Raw genomic sequence first — 17,150 nt, forward strand, 5'->3', positions numbered from 1 at the left:
CATAATGGCATTTGCTATTTAAATACCACAACTTTTGTTTTAAAATAATAAGAAGAAAGAACTTAAATGATTCTTTTATTCTTATACGATCAATTTACCTGACTAACCAAAACCATTAATTGTAGATAGTATGAAGAAAATGAAAATAATGAGAGCCCGAACGGCACCTCTATTTTATTTAAAACGAACTTTGAAGGTTAAACTAACCGCATTTTTAATTATTGCTTCAATATGTGATGCTCAATCCGAAAACTATGATCGGAATACTAAAATTTCAAAAGAGCTTCCCCTTTATGGCCTTATGGGAAAAAGTACAGACCAGAAGAAGGTTCAGGGTGTCGTAAAAGACAATAAAGGCATGCCTTTGACCGGAGTAACAGTTTCAGTAAACGGCAGTAAACAGGGAACAGTTACTAATTTTGATGGTAAATATGAAATTGCTGTAAATGAAGGTGATGTAGTAAGTTTTAGTTTTGTAGGTTTTGAAACTAAAACGATTAAGATTACCAATGAGGTTTTACTTAATGTTACTCTCGAACCCAGTACTAATAAACTGGATGAGCTTGTTCTGGTAGGTTATGGAAAGATTTCCCGGGATAAAATTACCGGTGCTGTAACAAAATTGGATACCAAAGTATTAAAGAATACACAAAATGTATCTTTTGCAGATGCTCTGATTGGAGTCGTTCCCGGATTATTTGTTCAGGAGAGTTTTTTGTCTCCGGACGCTCCGCCTTCTATTTTATTAAGAGGTATTGGTTCGATAAGTTCGAGTACAGACCCTTTGATAGTTGTAGATGGTGTGCAGATGCCCAGATCAGGATTAGGTGCTTTCGCCTTAAATGCTGCAGACATACAGGAGATTAGTGTTTTAAAAGATGCGGCATCAACCTCTATTTACGGATCTAAAGGAACCAATGGAGTGATAATGATTACTACAAAAAGAGGAAATAGGAATACCAGGCTGCAGGTAACTTTTAACACAAGACTTGGTATTAAAATAGCTGACGAATCCTTTACGAACAGTTTAATGAATGGATCCCAAAAATTAGATTTTGAAGAGTCAATGGGTTATTACAAAGCAAATCCGGCATTACTTCAAAGCAGAAGAGCATTGGGTAATAACGTAAATTGGGCAAATTTGCTTTTAAAGAATGAAATAAATAGGGAAAATAATATCTCTTTTTCCGGAGGTTCAGATAAAGCCAATTATTATACTTCTGTAACGTATAATAATGTCAATAATATTTTTGACGGTCAGTATAAAAGATATACTGCATCAACTCGTGTTGATTTTGATTTAGGGAAAAAAATAAAAGTAGGATTTTCAGGAAACTTTAGTAATGTAAATGAGCAGGACGGACGCACCGTTGGATCTCCTTTTTTAAATGCATTTTTATTAAATCCTTGGTTAGCTGTCCGTGATGATAAAGGAAATCCGTTAAGACTTTTGGATATTGCCAGTTCTGCGGGAACTCCGTACAACCCTTTATTTATAAGAGACAATACAAATGTAAACGCCAATCGAAAAAATATTGGCGGAAGTGTAAATTTAACTTATACACCTTTCAAATGGCTGATTCTGAATGGGATTTTAGGGGCTAACTATAACAACTCAAAGAACAGCAATTATGAAAATGTAATTGTAAAAGGAGGAACATTAAGTATTACTAATGGTGATAATAATAATTATACGGGAACACTAACGGCTACTATAGCTAAGAAGTTTCAAAAACATAGTTTTGATTTGGTACTGGGCAATGAAGTTAATGAATACGAAACCAATAGTCTTAATATTTTGGCTAATACTTTTAACTCCGATGCCATACAAATAGTAAGTGCGGCAAAAACCGTCACTTCAGTTACACAACAAAAATCGCAGGCGGGTTCATTGTCCTATTTCTCACGATTGAATTATAACTTTGATAACACTTATAACCTGTCATTATCCTTTAGAAGAGACGGTTCTTCCCGTTTTGGAGATAATAACAAATATGCTAATTTCTGGTCTGTAGGAACTTCATGGAATGCTCATAAAGATTTGTTTAAAGATAATAAAACGATAAGTTCTTTAAAATTACGAGCCAGTATTGGTACTTCCGGAAATGACTTTATAGGAGATTTTGCTTCTCAATCCTTATATGGGTACAAGAGTCAAATGACTTATGCAGGGAGTACAGTGCCTTATCTGACGAGAGGAGAAAATCCAAATTTAACGTGGGAGAAGAATTATAATAAAAATTTTGGGATAGATTACGGATTTTTTAATAATCGTATTTCAGGAACTGTTGATTATTACATTAGAGATACTAAAGATCTACTGAACAATAAACCGATTCCTTTAACTTCCGGTTTTTCAGAGCTGATTTCTAACATCGGAAAATTTAGAAATGAGGGGGTTGAGGTTAGTCTTCATTTTGTAAACTTTAAAAATAAAGATTTTAACTGGACTACCGACTTTAATATTGCCTTTAATAAGGGAACAATTATAGCCTTATCAGACAAAAAGGATATTCTTTCTAATTCGGGATATACGGTATTCCAGGAAGGAAGTGCTATACGATCTTTTTATATTGCAGATTGGGCCGGTGTAAATCCGGTGACAGGTTTTAATCAGTACAGAACTCAGGATGGAACGCTAGTGGATTACAATACCAATAAAACAACAAGTAACCTAACAGCAATTACTAATATGAGACAGGTTAGCAACAAAACTGCTATGCCTAAATATTATGGAGGTTTAACCAATACGTTCAGATACAAACAACTTGACCTGTCGGTTTTGATCTCTTATGCAGGAGGTCATTATGTTTTGAATGAAGGAATCTATAACTTATATAACAATCCGGGGTATAATCAAAGTACAGCTGTACTTGGAGCGTGGAAAAATCCAGGTGATCAGTCAAATTTAGCTGTCAGACAGGTGAATACTGCCAACCCTAATGCATTCCTGGAGTCAGATTACAAAAACTCTACTCAATTTTTAGAGAATGCCAGTTACATTAAATTGAAAAACGTTGCTCTGGGATATACGCTTCAGAAAAGTGTTTTAGAGAAAACGGGAATCGAAAGCCTTAGAATTTATGTTCAAGGACAAAATCTTTTAACCAAAACGGCTGTAACCTATATTGATCCGGAATATGCCACTGCGGCTGGAGGCATTGGACTTTCTTCATCCATTGTGAGAGCATATTCTCTTGGACTTAATGCTAGTTTCTAATAAAAATAACACACAAAATATATTGTTATAAAAGCTTATTCGCTAACAATAATGATAAAAGAATTTTTATTCAACAGAAAAAAAATGAAGAACAACATATGAAGACAAATATAAAATTATTTTTTTCGGCAGTGATAGTTACTTTTTTTAGCAGCTGCTCTAATGATATTATCAACAAAGAACCTCTGGACCAGTTGGCTCCGGAAACACTTTTTCAGACAGAAGGCGGTTTCAGAAGTGCCTTAGACGGCGTTTATGCCGTTATGAAACAAGATTTTTACGGGTATTATTTTGGAATTTATACTATTCCGGAAGCTATTAGTGACGATCTTTTAGGTTCTTCAAATTCAAAAGACTTTAGTTTTGATAATAGTTCAGGGAACATCTATCCACTGGCATACAATAGTACAACCGGTAATGTGGAGGGATTTTGGAGAATTTCCTATCAGGCCATTAATAGTGTAAATACGATTATAAAAATGGCAAGAGCCAGTTCGCTACCCAATAAAAATGCTTTTTTGGGAGAAGCGTTAGGTATTAGAGCCCTATTGTATTACAATTTATACCGCTTTTATTCTCCTGCTTATACTATTGATAAAAAGGCTTTGTCAGTACCTTATCGATTTGAAACAGATAAATTATTAGATGTAAAACCCAGAAACACTACAGCCGAAGTGATTCAGTTTATTCAGGCCGATTTGAATGAAGCGGCAGCTTTAGCTACCAATACAGCTAACTCCTACAGAATTTCTAAGACGGCTATTTATGCATTGTCAGCCCGCGTATGTCATGAGACAGCTGATTACAAAAATGCAATTGTATACAGTAATCTGGCATTAACAGATGCCAGATATAAATTAGATAACACACTGGCTGCTTTGCAAAAGGAATGGGATAAAGATGATTCCGGTGAAATTATTTTCAGAATACGTTTTGAAAATACTGAAATGGGACAAAATGCGGCACTTCTTGCCATACCGGTTCTTTCAAGTTATCCCTATTTAGTATCGACCGATTTAATCAATCTTTACGATAAAACTAAAGATTTACGATTTACAGTATATTTTAAAAATCATCCTACTATCGCAAACAGTTATTATCCTAAAAAACAAGCAGGAACCCGAACAACAAATGCTGGAGCATCAGATCCCGGTAATATAGACTTAAAACTAATGAGAGTACCTGAACTATACTTAATATTGGCAGAATCGTACCTACAGGGTAGTGATAATGCATCAGCATTAATTAATCTCAATAAATTGAGAAATGCCAGAGGGTTAGGAGATTACTCTGGAGCTGATCTGGGTAAAGAAATTCTAAACGAGAGAAGAAGAGAATTAGCCTTTGAAGGGTTCAGATTTACCGATCTTAAAAGACTTGGGTTAGGTTTTAAAAGAGCAGACGGTACTGGTTTATCAGCGAATGCTAATCGATTTGCATTGCCTATCCCGCAGACTGAAATTGATCGTTCCGGCATCGCACAAAATCCAGGGTATTAATCTATTATCAATATTATAAAAACTCTCTTGCATGCAAAAAAAACTGATTCTAATCTTTTTGTTTTCGGTATTTAACCTAATAACCGGGTACTCACAAAAGAAGGTAAACATAAAAGTAACAATACTGAAGAACGGATTTATTTTTGACGATAAATTTGACTTAAAGACAGGCAGTATCATCATTAAGGGTAATCAAATTGCTGATATCTTGTATACGGATAATTTTAGTGCATATCCGGAAGCAACAATAATTGACATTACCGGAAAATATGTTATGCCCGGATTAATAGATGCACACGTTCATCTGGCAACTGCCCCCAATCTCAATAGGGAAAAGAGTACTAAATATATGGAGGATCAGCTTTCTAAAATGATTTATGCCGGCATAACGTCGGTCAGGGATATGACAGGAAATGCTATTGTCCTTGCCGATTACAAACAAGTGAGTACCCTGAATCAACTGCCAGCGCCTTCCATTTTTTATGCAGCTCAGTTTGCGGGACCAGATTATTTTAATTCGATGAGAAAGTATACTACAGAAAAAGATACTCCATGGCAACGTACGATCACTGATACGACAAATATTAAAATGGTTGTGGCCGAAGCAAAAGGAGCAGGTGTAACCGGAGTAAAAATATATGCTGATTTAAGTGCACGCATGATTAGAAAGATTGTAAAAGAAGCAAAGAAGCAGGGACTGCAGAGTTGGAGTCATGCGGCAGTATTTCCTGCTACGCCAACAGATGTTGCCGCTGCCAAAGTAAATTCGATGTCGCATGCCTTTGATATCCCATATGATTTTTCTTCAGGAAAAATGAACCACCTAAAAAGACCACCAGCTATTGATATTATTAAAATGGACAAGCTATTACTCCTCATGAAAGCAAACAATGTGATACTGGATCCGACGAATTATATTGGAAACAACAATAAGTTTTTTGACGGAATGAAAGTAACCAAGAGAGCTCATGAACTTGGAGTTAAAGTGGCTACAGGAACAGATTGGCCTTATTTATTCGAAAAAGATAATGTTGTTCCATTGTTCAAAGAGATAAAAATATTGACCGATAGCTGTGGTTTTAGCAATAAAGATGTTCTTGTAAGTGCTACTAAAATAGGTGCAGAAAGCATAGGAGTAGAAGACAGAGGTGTTATAGCTATTGGTAAACGCTCAGATCTTTATATAACCAATTCAGATCCTGTGCAAAATATTGAAAATCTAAAAGACGGTTTTATGACCGTTAAGTCCGGAATTATTTATAAGAAAGAATAATTTTCCGGAACTTCTTGAAAAAAGTAATGTATAATAAAGTTTAAAAGAAAAATTTAATGAAGAAATGGTATTGTTTAAGAATTATAGTTCTTATTCTTAGTTTAAATTGTTTTGCACAGAAAAGCACAAAAGACTATGTGACTTTGTCCGGAAAAATTACAGATAAAAATTCAGATTCTTTGCTTGTTTTTAAGAACAGAACTCCACTTAAAAAATTAACGTTAAGAAAGATGGGACTTTTTCTGATACACTTAGCGTAAAAGAAGGTTACTATGGACTATTTGATGGTAAAGAACAAGGTTTCTTTTATCTTAAAAATGGTTACAATCTGAAAATTACTTTTGACACCAAACAATGGGATGAAACAATGACTTTTAAAGGTGATGGTGAGATACCTAATAATTATCTATTTAAGAAAGCCTTGTATACTGAAAAAGCGACTGCTGATAAATCTATTTTTAAATTAGAGAAAGATGAATTTATTACCAAAATAGATGAAATTGTAGCGGGTTATCAAAAACTTATTGCAGAGACCAAAGGACTGGATGCTTCTTTCATCGCGTTTGAAAAAAAGGATTCCGAAGAATTTAGAAAAAGTTGTGTCGCCAGATATAACAAAACTACCAACCTAAAAAAACATCAGGAGGAAATTCTCCCAAAAGGAAAAGTTTCGCCTAAATTCTTTAATTACGAGAATTTTGACGGCTCCAAAACTTCTTTGGACGATTTTAAAGGTAAGTTTGTTTATATTGATCTATGGGCTACCTGGTGCGGACCATGTAAAAAAGAAATTCCTTTTCTTAAAACTGTTGAAAAAGAATTTCACGATAAAAGTATTGCTTTTGTTAGTATTTCTACCGATCGTGTAAAAGATCATGACAAGTGGAAAAAAATGGTAGGAGATCTTCAATTAAAGGGGGTACAATTGTTTGCTAATGGTGATACTTCTTTTGAGAATGCTTATGAAGTAAGTGGTATTCCGCGATTCATCCTGATAGATCCGCAAGGCAATATTGTCGACCCAAATGCTCCAAGACCATCAGATGAAGGATTAAAAAACTGGTTGATAGAAGCTGGTGTTCACTAGTTTATTTTGTAAATAGAGAGGTGAGGCTACATCATTTTGCCTTCTTTGACATATTCTTTTTTAATCCCTTGAAGAAGATGATGAAGATTAATATTTTCGTTTTGATCTTCTAATGTTCGCAGACAGGCATACTGAATGATGTTTACAATATTAGCACCGGTAATCTCGTATTTTTTTGAAATTTCACTAAGGTTTACATCCTCAGCAATTTTGATTCCTTTAGGCAGGTTGTTCTCCCAAAGTTGTAAACGTTCACGGGAAGAAGGTACCTCGAATTCGATTATGGATTGAAATCTTCGGGTAAAGGCTGTGTCAATATTGGTTTTAAAATTAGAAGCCAGAATAACTAAACCAGGATGATTCTCGATACGCTGCAGCAGGTACGACACTTCCTGATTGGCGTATTTATCATGAGCATCTCTTACATTAGTTCTTTTTCCGAAAACGGCATCGGCTTCGTCAAAAAAGAGAATCCAGTCTTTATCGGCTGCTTTGTCAAAAAGGGAGGACAGATTTTTTTCGGTTTCACCAATGTATTTTGAGATGACCATAGACAAGTCAATTCGGTAGACATCTCTTTGCGTATATTTCCCAAGAAGTGAGGCCGTAAGGGTTTTCCCGGTTCCCGGTGCACCATAAAACATGACTCTGAAACCTGGTTTAATTTTGGCTTTCATGTCCCATTCGTGGAGTAGAATCTCATTAAATTTAAGCCAGGTTTCTATTTCTTTAATCTGATTTAAAGTTGAAGAATTGAGTACCAGATCGTTCCAGTCTAATGCGGTTTCAATTAGCTGAGCAGGGAAAATGCTGCTTAGCTGAGGTTTTAGGATTTTTCCGGTGATGAATTTTTCAATGTATTCGTCTTCAAGAATTAGTAAACCACTCAGTTTGGGTTCACCATTTGGAACAGATTCTATTTTAATGATTCTTTTTTGATACAGAAAAGATTGATTGTGCAGGTAATTATAGAATGAAATCCGGTTATCGAGATCATTCCCTGCAACTAAAAATTGAGCCGTTTCGCCTGTTGGTAAAATACCACGGTGGTTTTTTGATTTTACACCTCCAAATTCGGGTAGTTCTCCTCCGTTGGGTAAATATTCTGCAATAATCGAACTTAAAAAGTCAGGTTTGATATGATGTACGAGAGCTAATCCTAATAAGAGAGTATCTGTTTCGGTGAGGTTATTTTCAATGATAAATTCGTTGATAAACCCGTTGGAATCCAGTTGAATTAAAACAGGTTTTGCTGTTGGGTTTTCGGCTTGAAAAAGTGTATCAAGCTGAAAGATAAATTGGCTTTTCAGGTAAGTGAATATATTTTCCATTTTGTTATATCATTTTTATTCAGGTTCTTATTGTTGCATTATTTGAATTCTTAATCCTTCAACATTTGACCATAAAAAAAGTTTGTGTTTTTCTCTGTTGTAGGTGACTTGTTCATTTCCTTGTCGGAGTGATTTTTTGTCGGGTTTGCCTAATTTCTCAATAATAGATAAGAACAGTTCATGAATAAAATGAGTATAGGAAACAGTAAATCGGCCCATTTTATAATAATCAAAATGAATACGGATTGTTTCTAACGGTTCATAATGAAAAAACCAAAAAAGTACATTCAATTTATGATGGTCTCTTTTTCCTTCTGTAGGATGATCTACCATGGCATTGTAAATTAGTGTTTGCTGTTGTTCACTTTCTGAATTGAGCGTATCAGGTTCACCAAGTAAATCCGTTACTTTTTTAAAATCGGTTTTTAAGGCAATCTGCATGAACGAAAAACCATTACTTTCATCGTAATTAATTTGATCGATCAAAAAAGCTTTAATTTCATCCAAATCTTTAAATTCATTAATCCACATGATCTTTCTTTTTAATTAAACTATTTATCATTTGAAAAGCCATATCGGCATAGTCATTTTCAGATTGTGTTAAATCGGTCAGGATTTTTTCGCCTTCAGATGATGTATTCTTTTCTTCCAGATAAAGCAATGCTTTGTAATAGAGTGCTTTTGAGTTTTTTGAATCAAAATTGAGTACGTATTCAAGTTCGTTTACCGCTTGTTCGAGTTCTTTTTTACTAATAAGAAGCAGACTTTTGTTGATTCTTATAATATGATTCATTGGTTTGATTTCCAGTATTTTATTCCAGTATTTTATAGCTGTTTCATTATCAGATAAACTCAGGGCTATGGTTGCTCCAAGTTCAAGAGATAATTCCCGGAAAGGATTATAACGTAAACTGCTTTCGACAGCTGTTTTTGCCAGACCTAAATTTTGATTTTTGAAATGTGTAAATGCGATATAATATAAAACTTCCGACTCAGTGCCTTTTTCATCCAGTGAGTTGTGTAATAGATCCAGAGCTTCATTGTATTTTCCTGTTTTGATCAAAAGTTTTGAAAGTTTTATTTTATAGCTGACGTGATGATTCAGGGTAAGAATTATGGTTTGTAAAGTATCTGTCGCTTTTTGAAATTGCCCGGTATATTCGTAAAGCGAAACCAAACTTTCCCAGGATTGTAAATTGTTTTTTTTGATTTCGATGCTTTTTAGATAGTATTTCTCGGCTTCTTCAAACTGATTTTGATTGGTCAGACTGTGTCCAAGATTTAAGGCATAGGTTTCATTTTCTGAGACAGTAAATGCTTTTCTGAATAAGGCTTCCGCTTCTTTATTCTTTTTTTCATGAAGATATAAAAGTCCTAAATTATTTAAAGCAGTTGTATTGTCAGGATCTAAAGAAAGTGCCTCCATATATTTATTTTTCGCCTCGGCAAAATTGTGATTCAGAAAGTATGCGACTCCTTGATTGTTGATTTCTTTAGGGTCTGTTTTCATAATAAATCATTTTAAGCGTTAATCAAAAATATCATCTTTGACATCGGAAGCCAGGTCTTTAGCCATGTCAATTACGTCCAGTTCAGGATAAATTACTTCGATATCATCAAAAGAGATGTCAAACGGTTCGCCTTCTCTATAATGAATTGGGAATACCAAACCAAACTGAATGTCTGGGCCCCAACTAAAAGATGCCAGGTTATATCGCCAGGTTTCAGAGATAGAGAACCATCCGATTCCGAGACTTGCACGGGCAAAGGCGTTGATGTCAAATGTAAATTTAGGATTTACCGTTATATGACCTTCAGCGTCTAGTGCGAGTCCGGTTTGAGGACTCCAGTTGACATCAACAGAAGCCCCGGCTTCCCCTTCAAGTCCTAATGTTCCGGCTAGTTCAATTCCACCTGATAAACTGGCAATTCCAATACTTAGGCCTAATCCTAAATCTCCGTGTAGGGTTAAACCGGCATCGGCAGGAATCGCAAATTCGCCATGTCCGGCCACTGTTGTCAATTCTTCGTGTTCCGGATTGTATGTAATTTCGGCAGACAGGTTTCGCAATTGGCCCGGACCAAACCCTGCAGTGAAGTCTAAACCACCACTGGCTTGGGCAACTAATCCCAAACTTCTTGGTCCGAGTGGAATGGCAAACAACGGAATTTCTATTGTTGGAACAGTGAATAAATTTCGGTCAAATTGTTTGCGGGGGAATACATCATAAGTATCGGTTGCTAATCTGGCAGTCACTTCCATTTCGCCATTTGGTAAAAATTTAACGCCTGCGGTAGCGGCAAGCCATGGAGTTAACTGAAGCGTTAAGGTCCCTCCGCCATAAACTCGCATGGTATCATCAGGTTCACCAGTGGGTTGGCCATCTTCGCCGATCGTTCGGTTGGTCGCTCCTACGGTCACAGAACCGCTCAGCATTCCTCTTGAGTAATCCGCAGATCCGGTAAGCGTTAGCGCACCATTTTCATAGGTAACGGTTAAAGAAGAATTGATACCCGGGATATTAGGCTGTGCCGTACCCGAAACGCTTACGTTGTACTCTTCCGCTCCGTTTTGTTTGGCAATGGAAGCCGAAACACTTCCTCCTCTAATTCCCGGAATGTCATCTCTTAATTGAAACTGACCGCCAATTGAGAATCCGTCATCGCCGTAGGTCGCCTGCATGGTTCCGCTTCTGATTCCCGGAATGTCAAGTTCAGCTTCTCCTGATGCCGTAAAGGTATTTTCGCTGTAGCGGGCTTCTATTGTGGCACTTTTTACCCCTCTGATAGTCCCTTGCGTAATGCCAATTCTTCCGCCTATCGTCCAAATATTATCTTTGTATTCCACATTGATCTCGGCAGGATTAAATAAGGTACTGTCAAAATTAAAGGCTCCTTCGAGGGCAAATCCGTTGGCCATGGAAGCTGCTGCCTGTATGTGTCCACTTCCTACGTTATTGATTCCAAAATCGACCCTTCCGGCAACTCCCAATCCGTTTGTTCCGAACGAGACTTCAAGTGAAGCATTTTCGATAACGAATGGGGAAGGGAAATGAAATTCATCTGCGGTAAATAGTTTTCTTAAGCGAACACCGTCTCCATCGATTACAATATCAATATCAGCATCGCTTATTAAGGGAACAGTAGGTAATACTTTTCCGATTCCGGCAAATCCGGCAGGAGTAAGGTCCATCTGGTCGATTTGAATCGGACTCATTCCGGGTAAACGCAAACTTTGGAAAACACCTCCTGTACCGGTTACGGCATTATTTATAGTGGATTGTTTGTCGACATAAAAGATATAGGTATTTGGAATTCGTACTAAATTCCAGGTCATATCCGGATAAGAAGCCGATATTTTGTTGGTACTTCTCATGTCTGATGATTTGTAGGCATCGACTTTCAGAGTCAGATTTTGAAAATCGGGACGCTCTTTTAAATCGACTCTTGGAAGCCACCTTTCGACAGGATATCGGTTACCTTGAGGAATTGTTAGCCGCTCGCCTCCATTTGGAGAGATGAACAGGGCAGGATCGTCTTCAGTACCCATTCTCCTCATTTCATCTCCAGTTAGCGACTCAATTTTATCCAAATGAAGTCCTCGATTAATCTCATCGAAAGACCAGTATCGATCGGGCATTCCGGATTGTGTGCGTAGTCCAAAATTAAAATCTAAAAAGGAAATGTTATAGCCGATGTCTTTGAAAAGATTGACATATTGGTTCCCTCTGCCTGGCCGTGCGGGTAAAACGGGTTTGTCTGTTTTAGTCTGATAATACGGAGACATAAACACATCATAGGCCTCTTTTATTTTACGGTTCATTTCCCAGGCAATAGAAGAACCTGAGCTTCCATTTGCTGAAGCTTCCAATAATTCGTAATTGGCGACAGTGTCATTACCTCCTAATTGATGTTCGACAATATGGTCGATTTGAAAAGTAGTTCCGTTTTTCTCTCTATCCCATATGGGTAATTTTGCCAGTGGCAGTAATTCTGCTCGTGTTCCGAAAATATTTAATTCAGGTTTATTTTTCCCTTTAAAGAAATAGACCCGTTCGTTTTCATTTTCGGCCCTGCTATAACCTCCGCTTTGGGTTGCTTCGGTTATTTTAGTGTCTAAATTATGGTTTGCCTGTACTGCTGTTCCTGTATCCCAGTTTTGGGGCTGCTGCGTATTACGTCCGGGAGGCGGCATGACCAGAGGTCTTGTGAATAAGCTTGTATTTCTAATCTTGAAATCAGAAATGCTTATCAGGGGAAGTGTCAGAGCCAGTGATGAGCTTGTACTAATACGATAGGTACGACCATCTTTTTCATAACTGAATTGACCGTTTGCTTCGTCGCGGGGTGTCACGCCGGTTGGAGGTGTTACAGCACTGCCAGCGGTAGATGGAGTTGTCGTTTTCTGGATCATTTTGGGTTGAACAGCACTAGCTCCTTGTTGAACGGTGTGGGTTAGTTCATGTGCCAGAAGGTGTTTTCCTCCCTGTGACCCCGGATTGTATTTGCCTTCGTTAAAGTAGATGTCGTTGCCGCTGGCAAAGGCTTGGGAGCCCAGTTCTTTGTTCATTTGAACGGCGTTTGAATCGTTATGGATTCTTACACTGCTAAAATCTGCTCCAAAACCAGATTCCATCTCCGTTTTAGTGTTTTTAGAAAGGGGAGAACCACCACCTCTGCTATGGTTTAAATTGCTTTCCAGATTAGAATCGTCAGAAGGATTTGCATCGGCACCAGCGCTCATTTGAAGCTCTTTTTCGTCTTCTTTGGATTGAATTTCCTCTTCTTCTTTAGTTTGAACTTCTTCTTCGGCTTTCTTTTGCTGAACAATTGGTTTTGGAACAGAAATGGTTTCGGTGGTTTTGACCGTTTCGTTTTGAGGAACTTCGGTTTTATTCTGAGGGGTTTCTTCTACGGTTGCTTTTTCAGTAACAACGGTTTCCTTTTCTTCTTTTTCTGATTTTAACTGAACAACAGGAGAGAGGTTTTCTGCTATTGATTTTTGAGGAGCGGTCACATCCTTTTTTTGTACCTCCTCTAATTTATTTTGAACTATGGGTGATGGGCTGAAAAACGGTTCAGGATTATTTTCAGGAGTCTTAGTGACTATTTTGTCGGCTGCTTTGTCGGCTTCCGCTTCATATTTATCATTTGATTTGCCAATGCTGAGTTTTGCCTGTAGACCAAAAAAAGGGCTGCTGCCTCGCTCATTCGTTGAGGTAGTCTGATTGGAGGAATGAGCTGTTTTTTTAGCAAGAGCACCCATAATTAAGTCATATTTTATCGTTTTAAAATTTAAAAAGAACTATGGATTTCCATTAAAATAATTTCTTTAGGTCCAACCAGGGATACCAGTAACTTATTGTAGTTCGGAATATTGAAATAACGGCTTTGTCCAATTTTCCATCGATAAGGCAATATGTTTTTTTCATATACCTTTTCGTCGATATGGTTTGTTTCTTGTGTCTTTTGATCTTTTTTACTGAATTCACCAAAGCTGTTCAAATGATAACCGAAATAGGAATCTCCTTTTTCGAAAACAATGGGCAGAATGTAACTTTTAGAATCTTCGGGAACATTCCATTCTTTGGCTATGGTATTGGTTTTTAGGTAGGTTTTTTTGTTTTCGGTATAAGAAATAAATACCTCTCCATTATTTAAAACACCGGCAGATTGAAGTGCTATTTTTCCCTTCAAAACAGCTTTCTCGTACCATCTGAAAGTAGCACCTTCCAGCGTGATGTATTTGCTACCCCAGAAGCCGGCGAGTTTTTCAAAGGGACCAAAGTTTTCTTTTGCTTTTTCATTTGTAACAGTACCTTTTGTGTCTAAAGAAACAATTACACTTTTAGAATTATCGATGCAATGGAGCGCATTTTGATAAGAAACAGTATGAATACCACCGAACCATTCAAGGACTTTGACTTTTGTATAATCACCCTCAATCAGCCACGCATTACTGATTCCTATTACCCAAATGTCTTTGTTTTCTGAGAGAATAATTTTCATTCCTTTTAAAGGATGCTGAATTTTTACAGCATCTTTTTTTACGATATACAGGAAGTCAGAAGTTAACTTTAGAAAGTCTCCGTTTGCAGTAATAGCTACATCAATAACATCAGAATCGGAATGGTAGTTAAAAGAATCATTGAGGACAGAGAAGAAATGATTGTCCCGTGTGCCATTCTCAGAAACATATCGACCAATTAATACCTCTGAAGTTCCATACAATTCCATATATTTTCTGGGAAATGAAAGTTCAGGGTTTGGGATGTCTATACGAGAATATTCGTGTCCGTTTTTACCGATTGCAGGATACTTTGATAAAGCGGGTACGGAATCTATCGATTGTTTATAGACAATTTTAAAAGTAAGGTCGTGTTTGTTTTCCGGATTCATTTTAGAAACGTTTTGACAATTGGTAAATACTAAAAATAATAATAAAGATAAAGCCTTTTTCATATTGGATTGTATAATTTACCATGGAGGATTAGAAATTTGAATTACTCCCGGAAACACATTAATATTGACACGTTGTATAAAAAAGTTATTATTAGGTTTTGACCAGAGGCTGATGGCATGAGTTCCGTCGATTGCCATTGCAACGTGTCCTGGGTAAGGGTCGCCGGATGCAGTATAAAAAATTAACTGCCCGACTTTTGGCGTCGTACCCGGATAGACAGGCAGGCCGCTGTTCCAACCTAATTGACTCCATATTAATACATTGGGATCAGAGGCACCGAAGGCAGTATTATAAAAATTCTGAATCCAGGAAGCACTAATTTTGTTAGAAAGATAAGCAGCGTACATGATACTTTCCCAGCAATTCATAGTCGCAGCAGCCGGAAGTGTTCCTGTACCTCCATTCCTTACAAAATAAGCAAAGAAATCATTATTTGGAGGGTTTCTCCAATACATTGAGCCTAATAGCAGATGAGAGAAAACGGCAACAGAAACCGGAGCTGTCAGTTTCGAATTGATTAAACTTCTGATGCTGGTATCTGCCAATGCAGCTTGTCTGTCGCTGGGAGAGGCACTTAAGATTTCATTTCTAATGACATCATAATCGGTACTGTGATTAAGAAGCCAGGTAAGTTTTGGAATGAAATCGGAACCTTCGAAGTTAATCCAGTCTAATTGTGTTACAATGTCAAAATTGAGATCGGTTACCGCTTCGACCATGGTCGTATTATCACAAACTGCGCTAAAAAAATCTCTCCAGAGAGGCGTTTTTAAAGCGTCTTTTTGTGCTTGGTCTGTACTGGAATTTATGATCCATGGTTTTATAGTAGCATAATCGAGTTCGAATCTCGTTGCGAACATTTCGGCGTTCAGCCAGGTCAATTTAGTAGCTAAATCAAATTGCAGATCGTTTAAGGCTTCAATCATAGTGATGTTGTCGCAAACGCCTACAAAGAAATTCATGCCCACCTCGGAATGTACTTTTAGGGCATCTCTTTCGGTTTGGTTAGTCGTGGTGCTTGTAATCCAGGGTTTTATCTCTGAATAGCTGATTGACCAACTGGCTGAATAGATCTCTGCATTAAGCCATACTAATTTTGTTACTAAATCAAATTGTAAGTCGTCGAGAGCTTCAATCATATTGGCATTCGTACAAACGCCAACAAAAAAGCTTTTCCAGACATCGGTTTTTAAAACATCTCTTTGCGGTTGATCGGCGGCGGTTACCATTCCTTTGATTTCGCTGTACGCCATGAAAAATGTTCCAAAGGTAGCGGCGGCATTTACCCATTCCAGTTTTGTATTCAGAGGAGCTCCTAAATTATTAACTGCCCTGATCATTTCGGCTACATCAAGTGCTGCAGCCATTCTGGTTTTGTAACTGCTATTGCCTAAAACAGTTGCTTTTTCAGTATCGTTAAGCTGAGCACACATTAAAATGACTTCATCTTCAGGAACATTAAAACTGTCGAGCATTTCGTTTAGACTGTCTAAATTGCTTGGCGTATCTTGTTTTTGAATGTTGGGTTTATTGCCTTGCTGTATCGTGTGCGTAAGCTCGTGTGCTAACAGGTGTTTTCCGTCCTGAGAATCGGGATTGTATTTTCCTTCGTTAAAATAGACGTCATTACCATTGGCAAAAGCCTGAGAGCCTAATTCCTTGTTCATTTGAACAGCATTAGAATCATTGTGGATTCTCACCTTGCTGAAATTGGCTCCAAAACCGGATTCCATTTGGTTTTGAGTGGCATTGGCCATGGGAGAACCACTGCCTTTACTGCTCTGAAGTTTGCTTTCCAGCGATGCCGTATTTGTTGGACTTGTTTCAGTTTCGGCACTTTTTTGGATTTCCTGTTCCTCTTCTTTGGTTTGAACTTCCTCTTCGGTTTTTTTCTGCTGAATCAGTGGTTTTGAAATCGGATTTTTTTCGACTGCTTTAGGCGTTTCGGCTACAACAGTTTCAGTTTTGTTTTGAAGTGTTTCTTCCTGTTCCGTTTTTAATTGGGTAACGGGTGTACTTCGTTCTGCTAAGGATTTTTTTTGAACTACAGGAGATGGACTAAAAAAAGATTCCGATTTGGCATTTTGTTTTTGAGAAACGATTTGATCAGCTGCTTTGTCGGCTTCAACTTCATATTTGTCATTCGATTTTCCGATATTGAGCTTGGTCTGTACGCCAAAAAAATCCTCACCCTGCCTTGAATTAAAGGCGGATGGTCCGGAAGGATTGGATTTTGATTTTTGGTTAAAAGCTCCCATGTGTCGTTAACGGTACTTG

General features: G+C 37.4%; 10 protein-coding genes. 4 read left to right on the forward strand and 6 right to left on the reverse strand.

The features are described 5' to 3' along the window. Positions 1–139: 139 nt before the first annotated feature. The 4 genes from M4I44_RS09515 (at position 140) to M4I44_RS09530 (ending at position 7,079) form a co-directional block, all read left to right on the forward strand. Positions 140–3,220 (forward strand): SusC/RagA family TonB-linked outer membrane protein, encoded by a 3,081-nt coding sequence (locus tag M4I44_RS09515; protein ID WP_249967139.1) that lies wholly within the window; start codon positions 140–142, stop codon positions 3,218–3,220. Positions 3,221–3,318: 98 nt separating this feature from the next. Further along, positions 3,319–4,719, forward strand: coding sequence for a RagB/SusD family nutrient uptake outer membrane protein (locus M4I44_RS09520; protein WP_157495897.1), 1,401 nt, complete (start codon positions 3,319–3,321; stop codon positions 4,717–4,719). A gap of 31 nt (positions 4,720–4,750) precedes the next feature. After that, positions 4,751–5,992 carry an amidohydrolase family protein gene (locus tag M4I44_RS09525; RefSeq protein WP_249967140.1) on the forward strand — a complete coding sequence of 414 codons (1,242 nt, stop codon included), beginning with the start codon at positions 4,751–4,753 and terminating at the stop codon, positions 5,990–5,992. A gap of 367 nt (positions 5,993–6,359) precedes the next feature. Then, a complete protein-coding gene (locus M4I44_RS09530) occupies positions 6,360–7,079 on the forward strand; it encodes a TlpA disulfide reductase family protein (protein WP_249967141.1) in 720 nt (239 codons plus the stop codon). A 26-nt stretch (positions 7,080–7,105) separates the two neighbouring features. Here the strand turns inward: M4I44_RS09530 and M4I44_RS09535 are convergent, their stop codons facing one another. The 6 genes from M4I44_RS09535 to M4I44_RS09560 are packed head-to-tail and all read right to left on the reverse strand — an operon-like array spanning position 7,106 to position 17,131. Next, positions 7,106–8,410 (reverse strand): ATP-binding protein, encoded by a 1,305-nt coding sequence (locus M4I44_RS09535; RefSeq protein WP_249967142.1) that lies wholly within the window; start codon positions 8,408–8,410, stop codon positions 7,106–7,108. A 27-nt stretch (positions 8,411–8,437) separates the two neighbouring features. Continuing rightward, positions 8,438–8,941, reverse strand: coding sequence for a hypothetical protein (locus M4I44_RS09540; RefSeq protein WP_017497847.1), 504 nt, complete (start codon positions 8,939–8,941; stop codon positions 8,438–8,440). Continuing rightward, positions 8,931–9,920 (reverse strand): lipopolysaccharide assembly protein LapB, encoded by a 990-nt coding sequence (locus M4I44_RS09545; RefSeq protein WP_249967143.1) that lies wholly within the window; start codon positions 9,918–9,920, stop codon positions 8,931–8,933. Before M4I44_RS09545 ends, M4I44_RS09540 begins: the two co-directional genes overlap by 11 nt. A gap of 18 nt (positions 9,921–9,938) precedes the next feature. Continuing rightward, on the reverse strand, positions 9,939–13,676 hold the full coding sequence (locus tag M4I44_RS09550; protein WP_249967144.1) for a DUF4157 domain-containing protein: 3,738 nt from the start codon (positions 13,674–13,676) through the stop codon (positions 9,939–9,941). A gap of 29 nt (positions 13,677–13,705) precedes the next feature. Further along, on the reverse strand, positions 13,706–14,872 hold the full coding sequence (locus M4I44_RS09555; RefSeq protein WP_249967145.1) for a hypothetical protein: 1,167 nt from the start codon (positions 14,870–14,872) through the stop codon (positions 13,706–13,708). A gap of 15 nt (positions 14,873–14,887) precedes the next feature. Then, the gene (locus M4I44_RS09560; protein WP_249967146.1) at positions 14,888–17,131 is read right to left on the reverse strand and encodes a DUF4157 domain-containing protein; all 2,244 of its coding nucleotides are present in this window, start codon (positions 17,129–17,131) and stop codon (positions 14,888–14,890) included. Between the last annotated feature and the right edge of the window lie 19 nt (positions 17,132–17,150).

Source organism: Flavobacterium sp. B183, assembly GCF_023539155.1.
GTDB classification, from domain to species: Bacteria; Bacteroidota; Bacteroidia; order Flavobacteriales; family Flavobacteriaceae; genus Flavobacterium; species Flavobacterium tructae.

What these genes read in the sequence shown, in the direction of transcription:
- M4I44_RS09535 (WP_249967142.1), bottom strand. Translation starts at nt 8,410, where the DNA reads ATGGAAAATATATTCACTTACCTGAAAAGCCAATTTATCTTTCAGCTT.
- M4I44_RS09525 (WP_249967140.1), top strand. Translation starts at nt 4,751, where the DNA reads ATGCAAAAAAAACTGATTCTAATCTTTTTGTTTTCGGTATTTAACCTA.
- M4I44_RS09530 (WP_249967141.1), top strand. Translation starts at nt 6,360, where the DNA reads ATGACTTTTAAAGGTGATGGTGAGATACCTAATAATTATCTATTTAAG.
- M4I44_RS09515 (WP_249967139.1), top strand. Translation starts at nt 140, where the DNA reads ATGAAAATAATGAGAGCCCGAACGGCACCTCTATTTTATTTAAAACGA.
- M4I44_RS09550 (WP_249967144.1), bottom strand. Translation starts at nt 13,676, where the DNA reads ATGGGTGCTCTTGCTAAAAAAACAGCTCATTCCTCCAATCAGACTACC.
- M4I44_RS09545 (WP_249967143.1), bottom strand. Translation starts at nt 9,920, where the DNA reads ATGAAAACAGACCCTAAAGAAATCAACAATCAAGGAGTCGCATACTTT.
- M4I44_RS09540 (WP_017497847.1), bottom strand. Translation starts at nt 8,941, where the DNA reads ATGTGGATTAATGAATTTAAAGATTTGGATGAAATTAAAGCTTTTTTG.
- M4I44_RS09555 (WP_249967145.1), bottom strand. Translation starts at nt 14,872, where the DNA reads ATGAAAAAGGCTTTATCTTTATTATTATTTTTAGTATTTACCAATTGT.
- M4I44_RS09520 (WP_157495897.1), top strand. Translation starts at nt 3,319, where the DNA reads ATGAAGACAAATATAAAATTATTTTTTTCGGCAGTGATAGTTACTTTT.
- M4I44_RS09560 (WP_249967146.1), bottom strand. Translation starts at nt 17,131, where the DNA reads ATGGGAGCTTTTAACCAAAAATCAAAATCCAATCCTTCCGGACCATCC.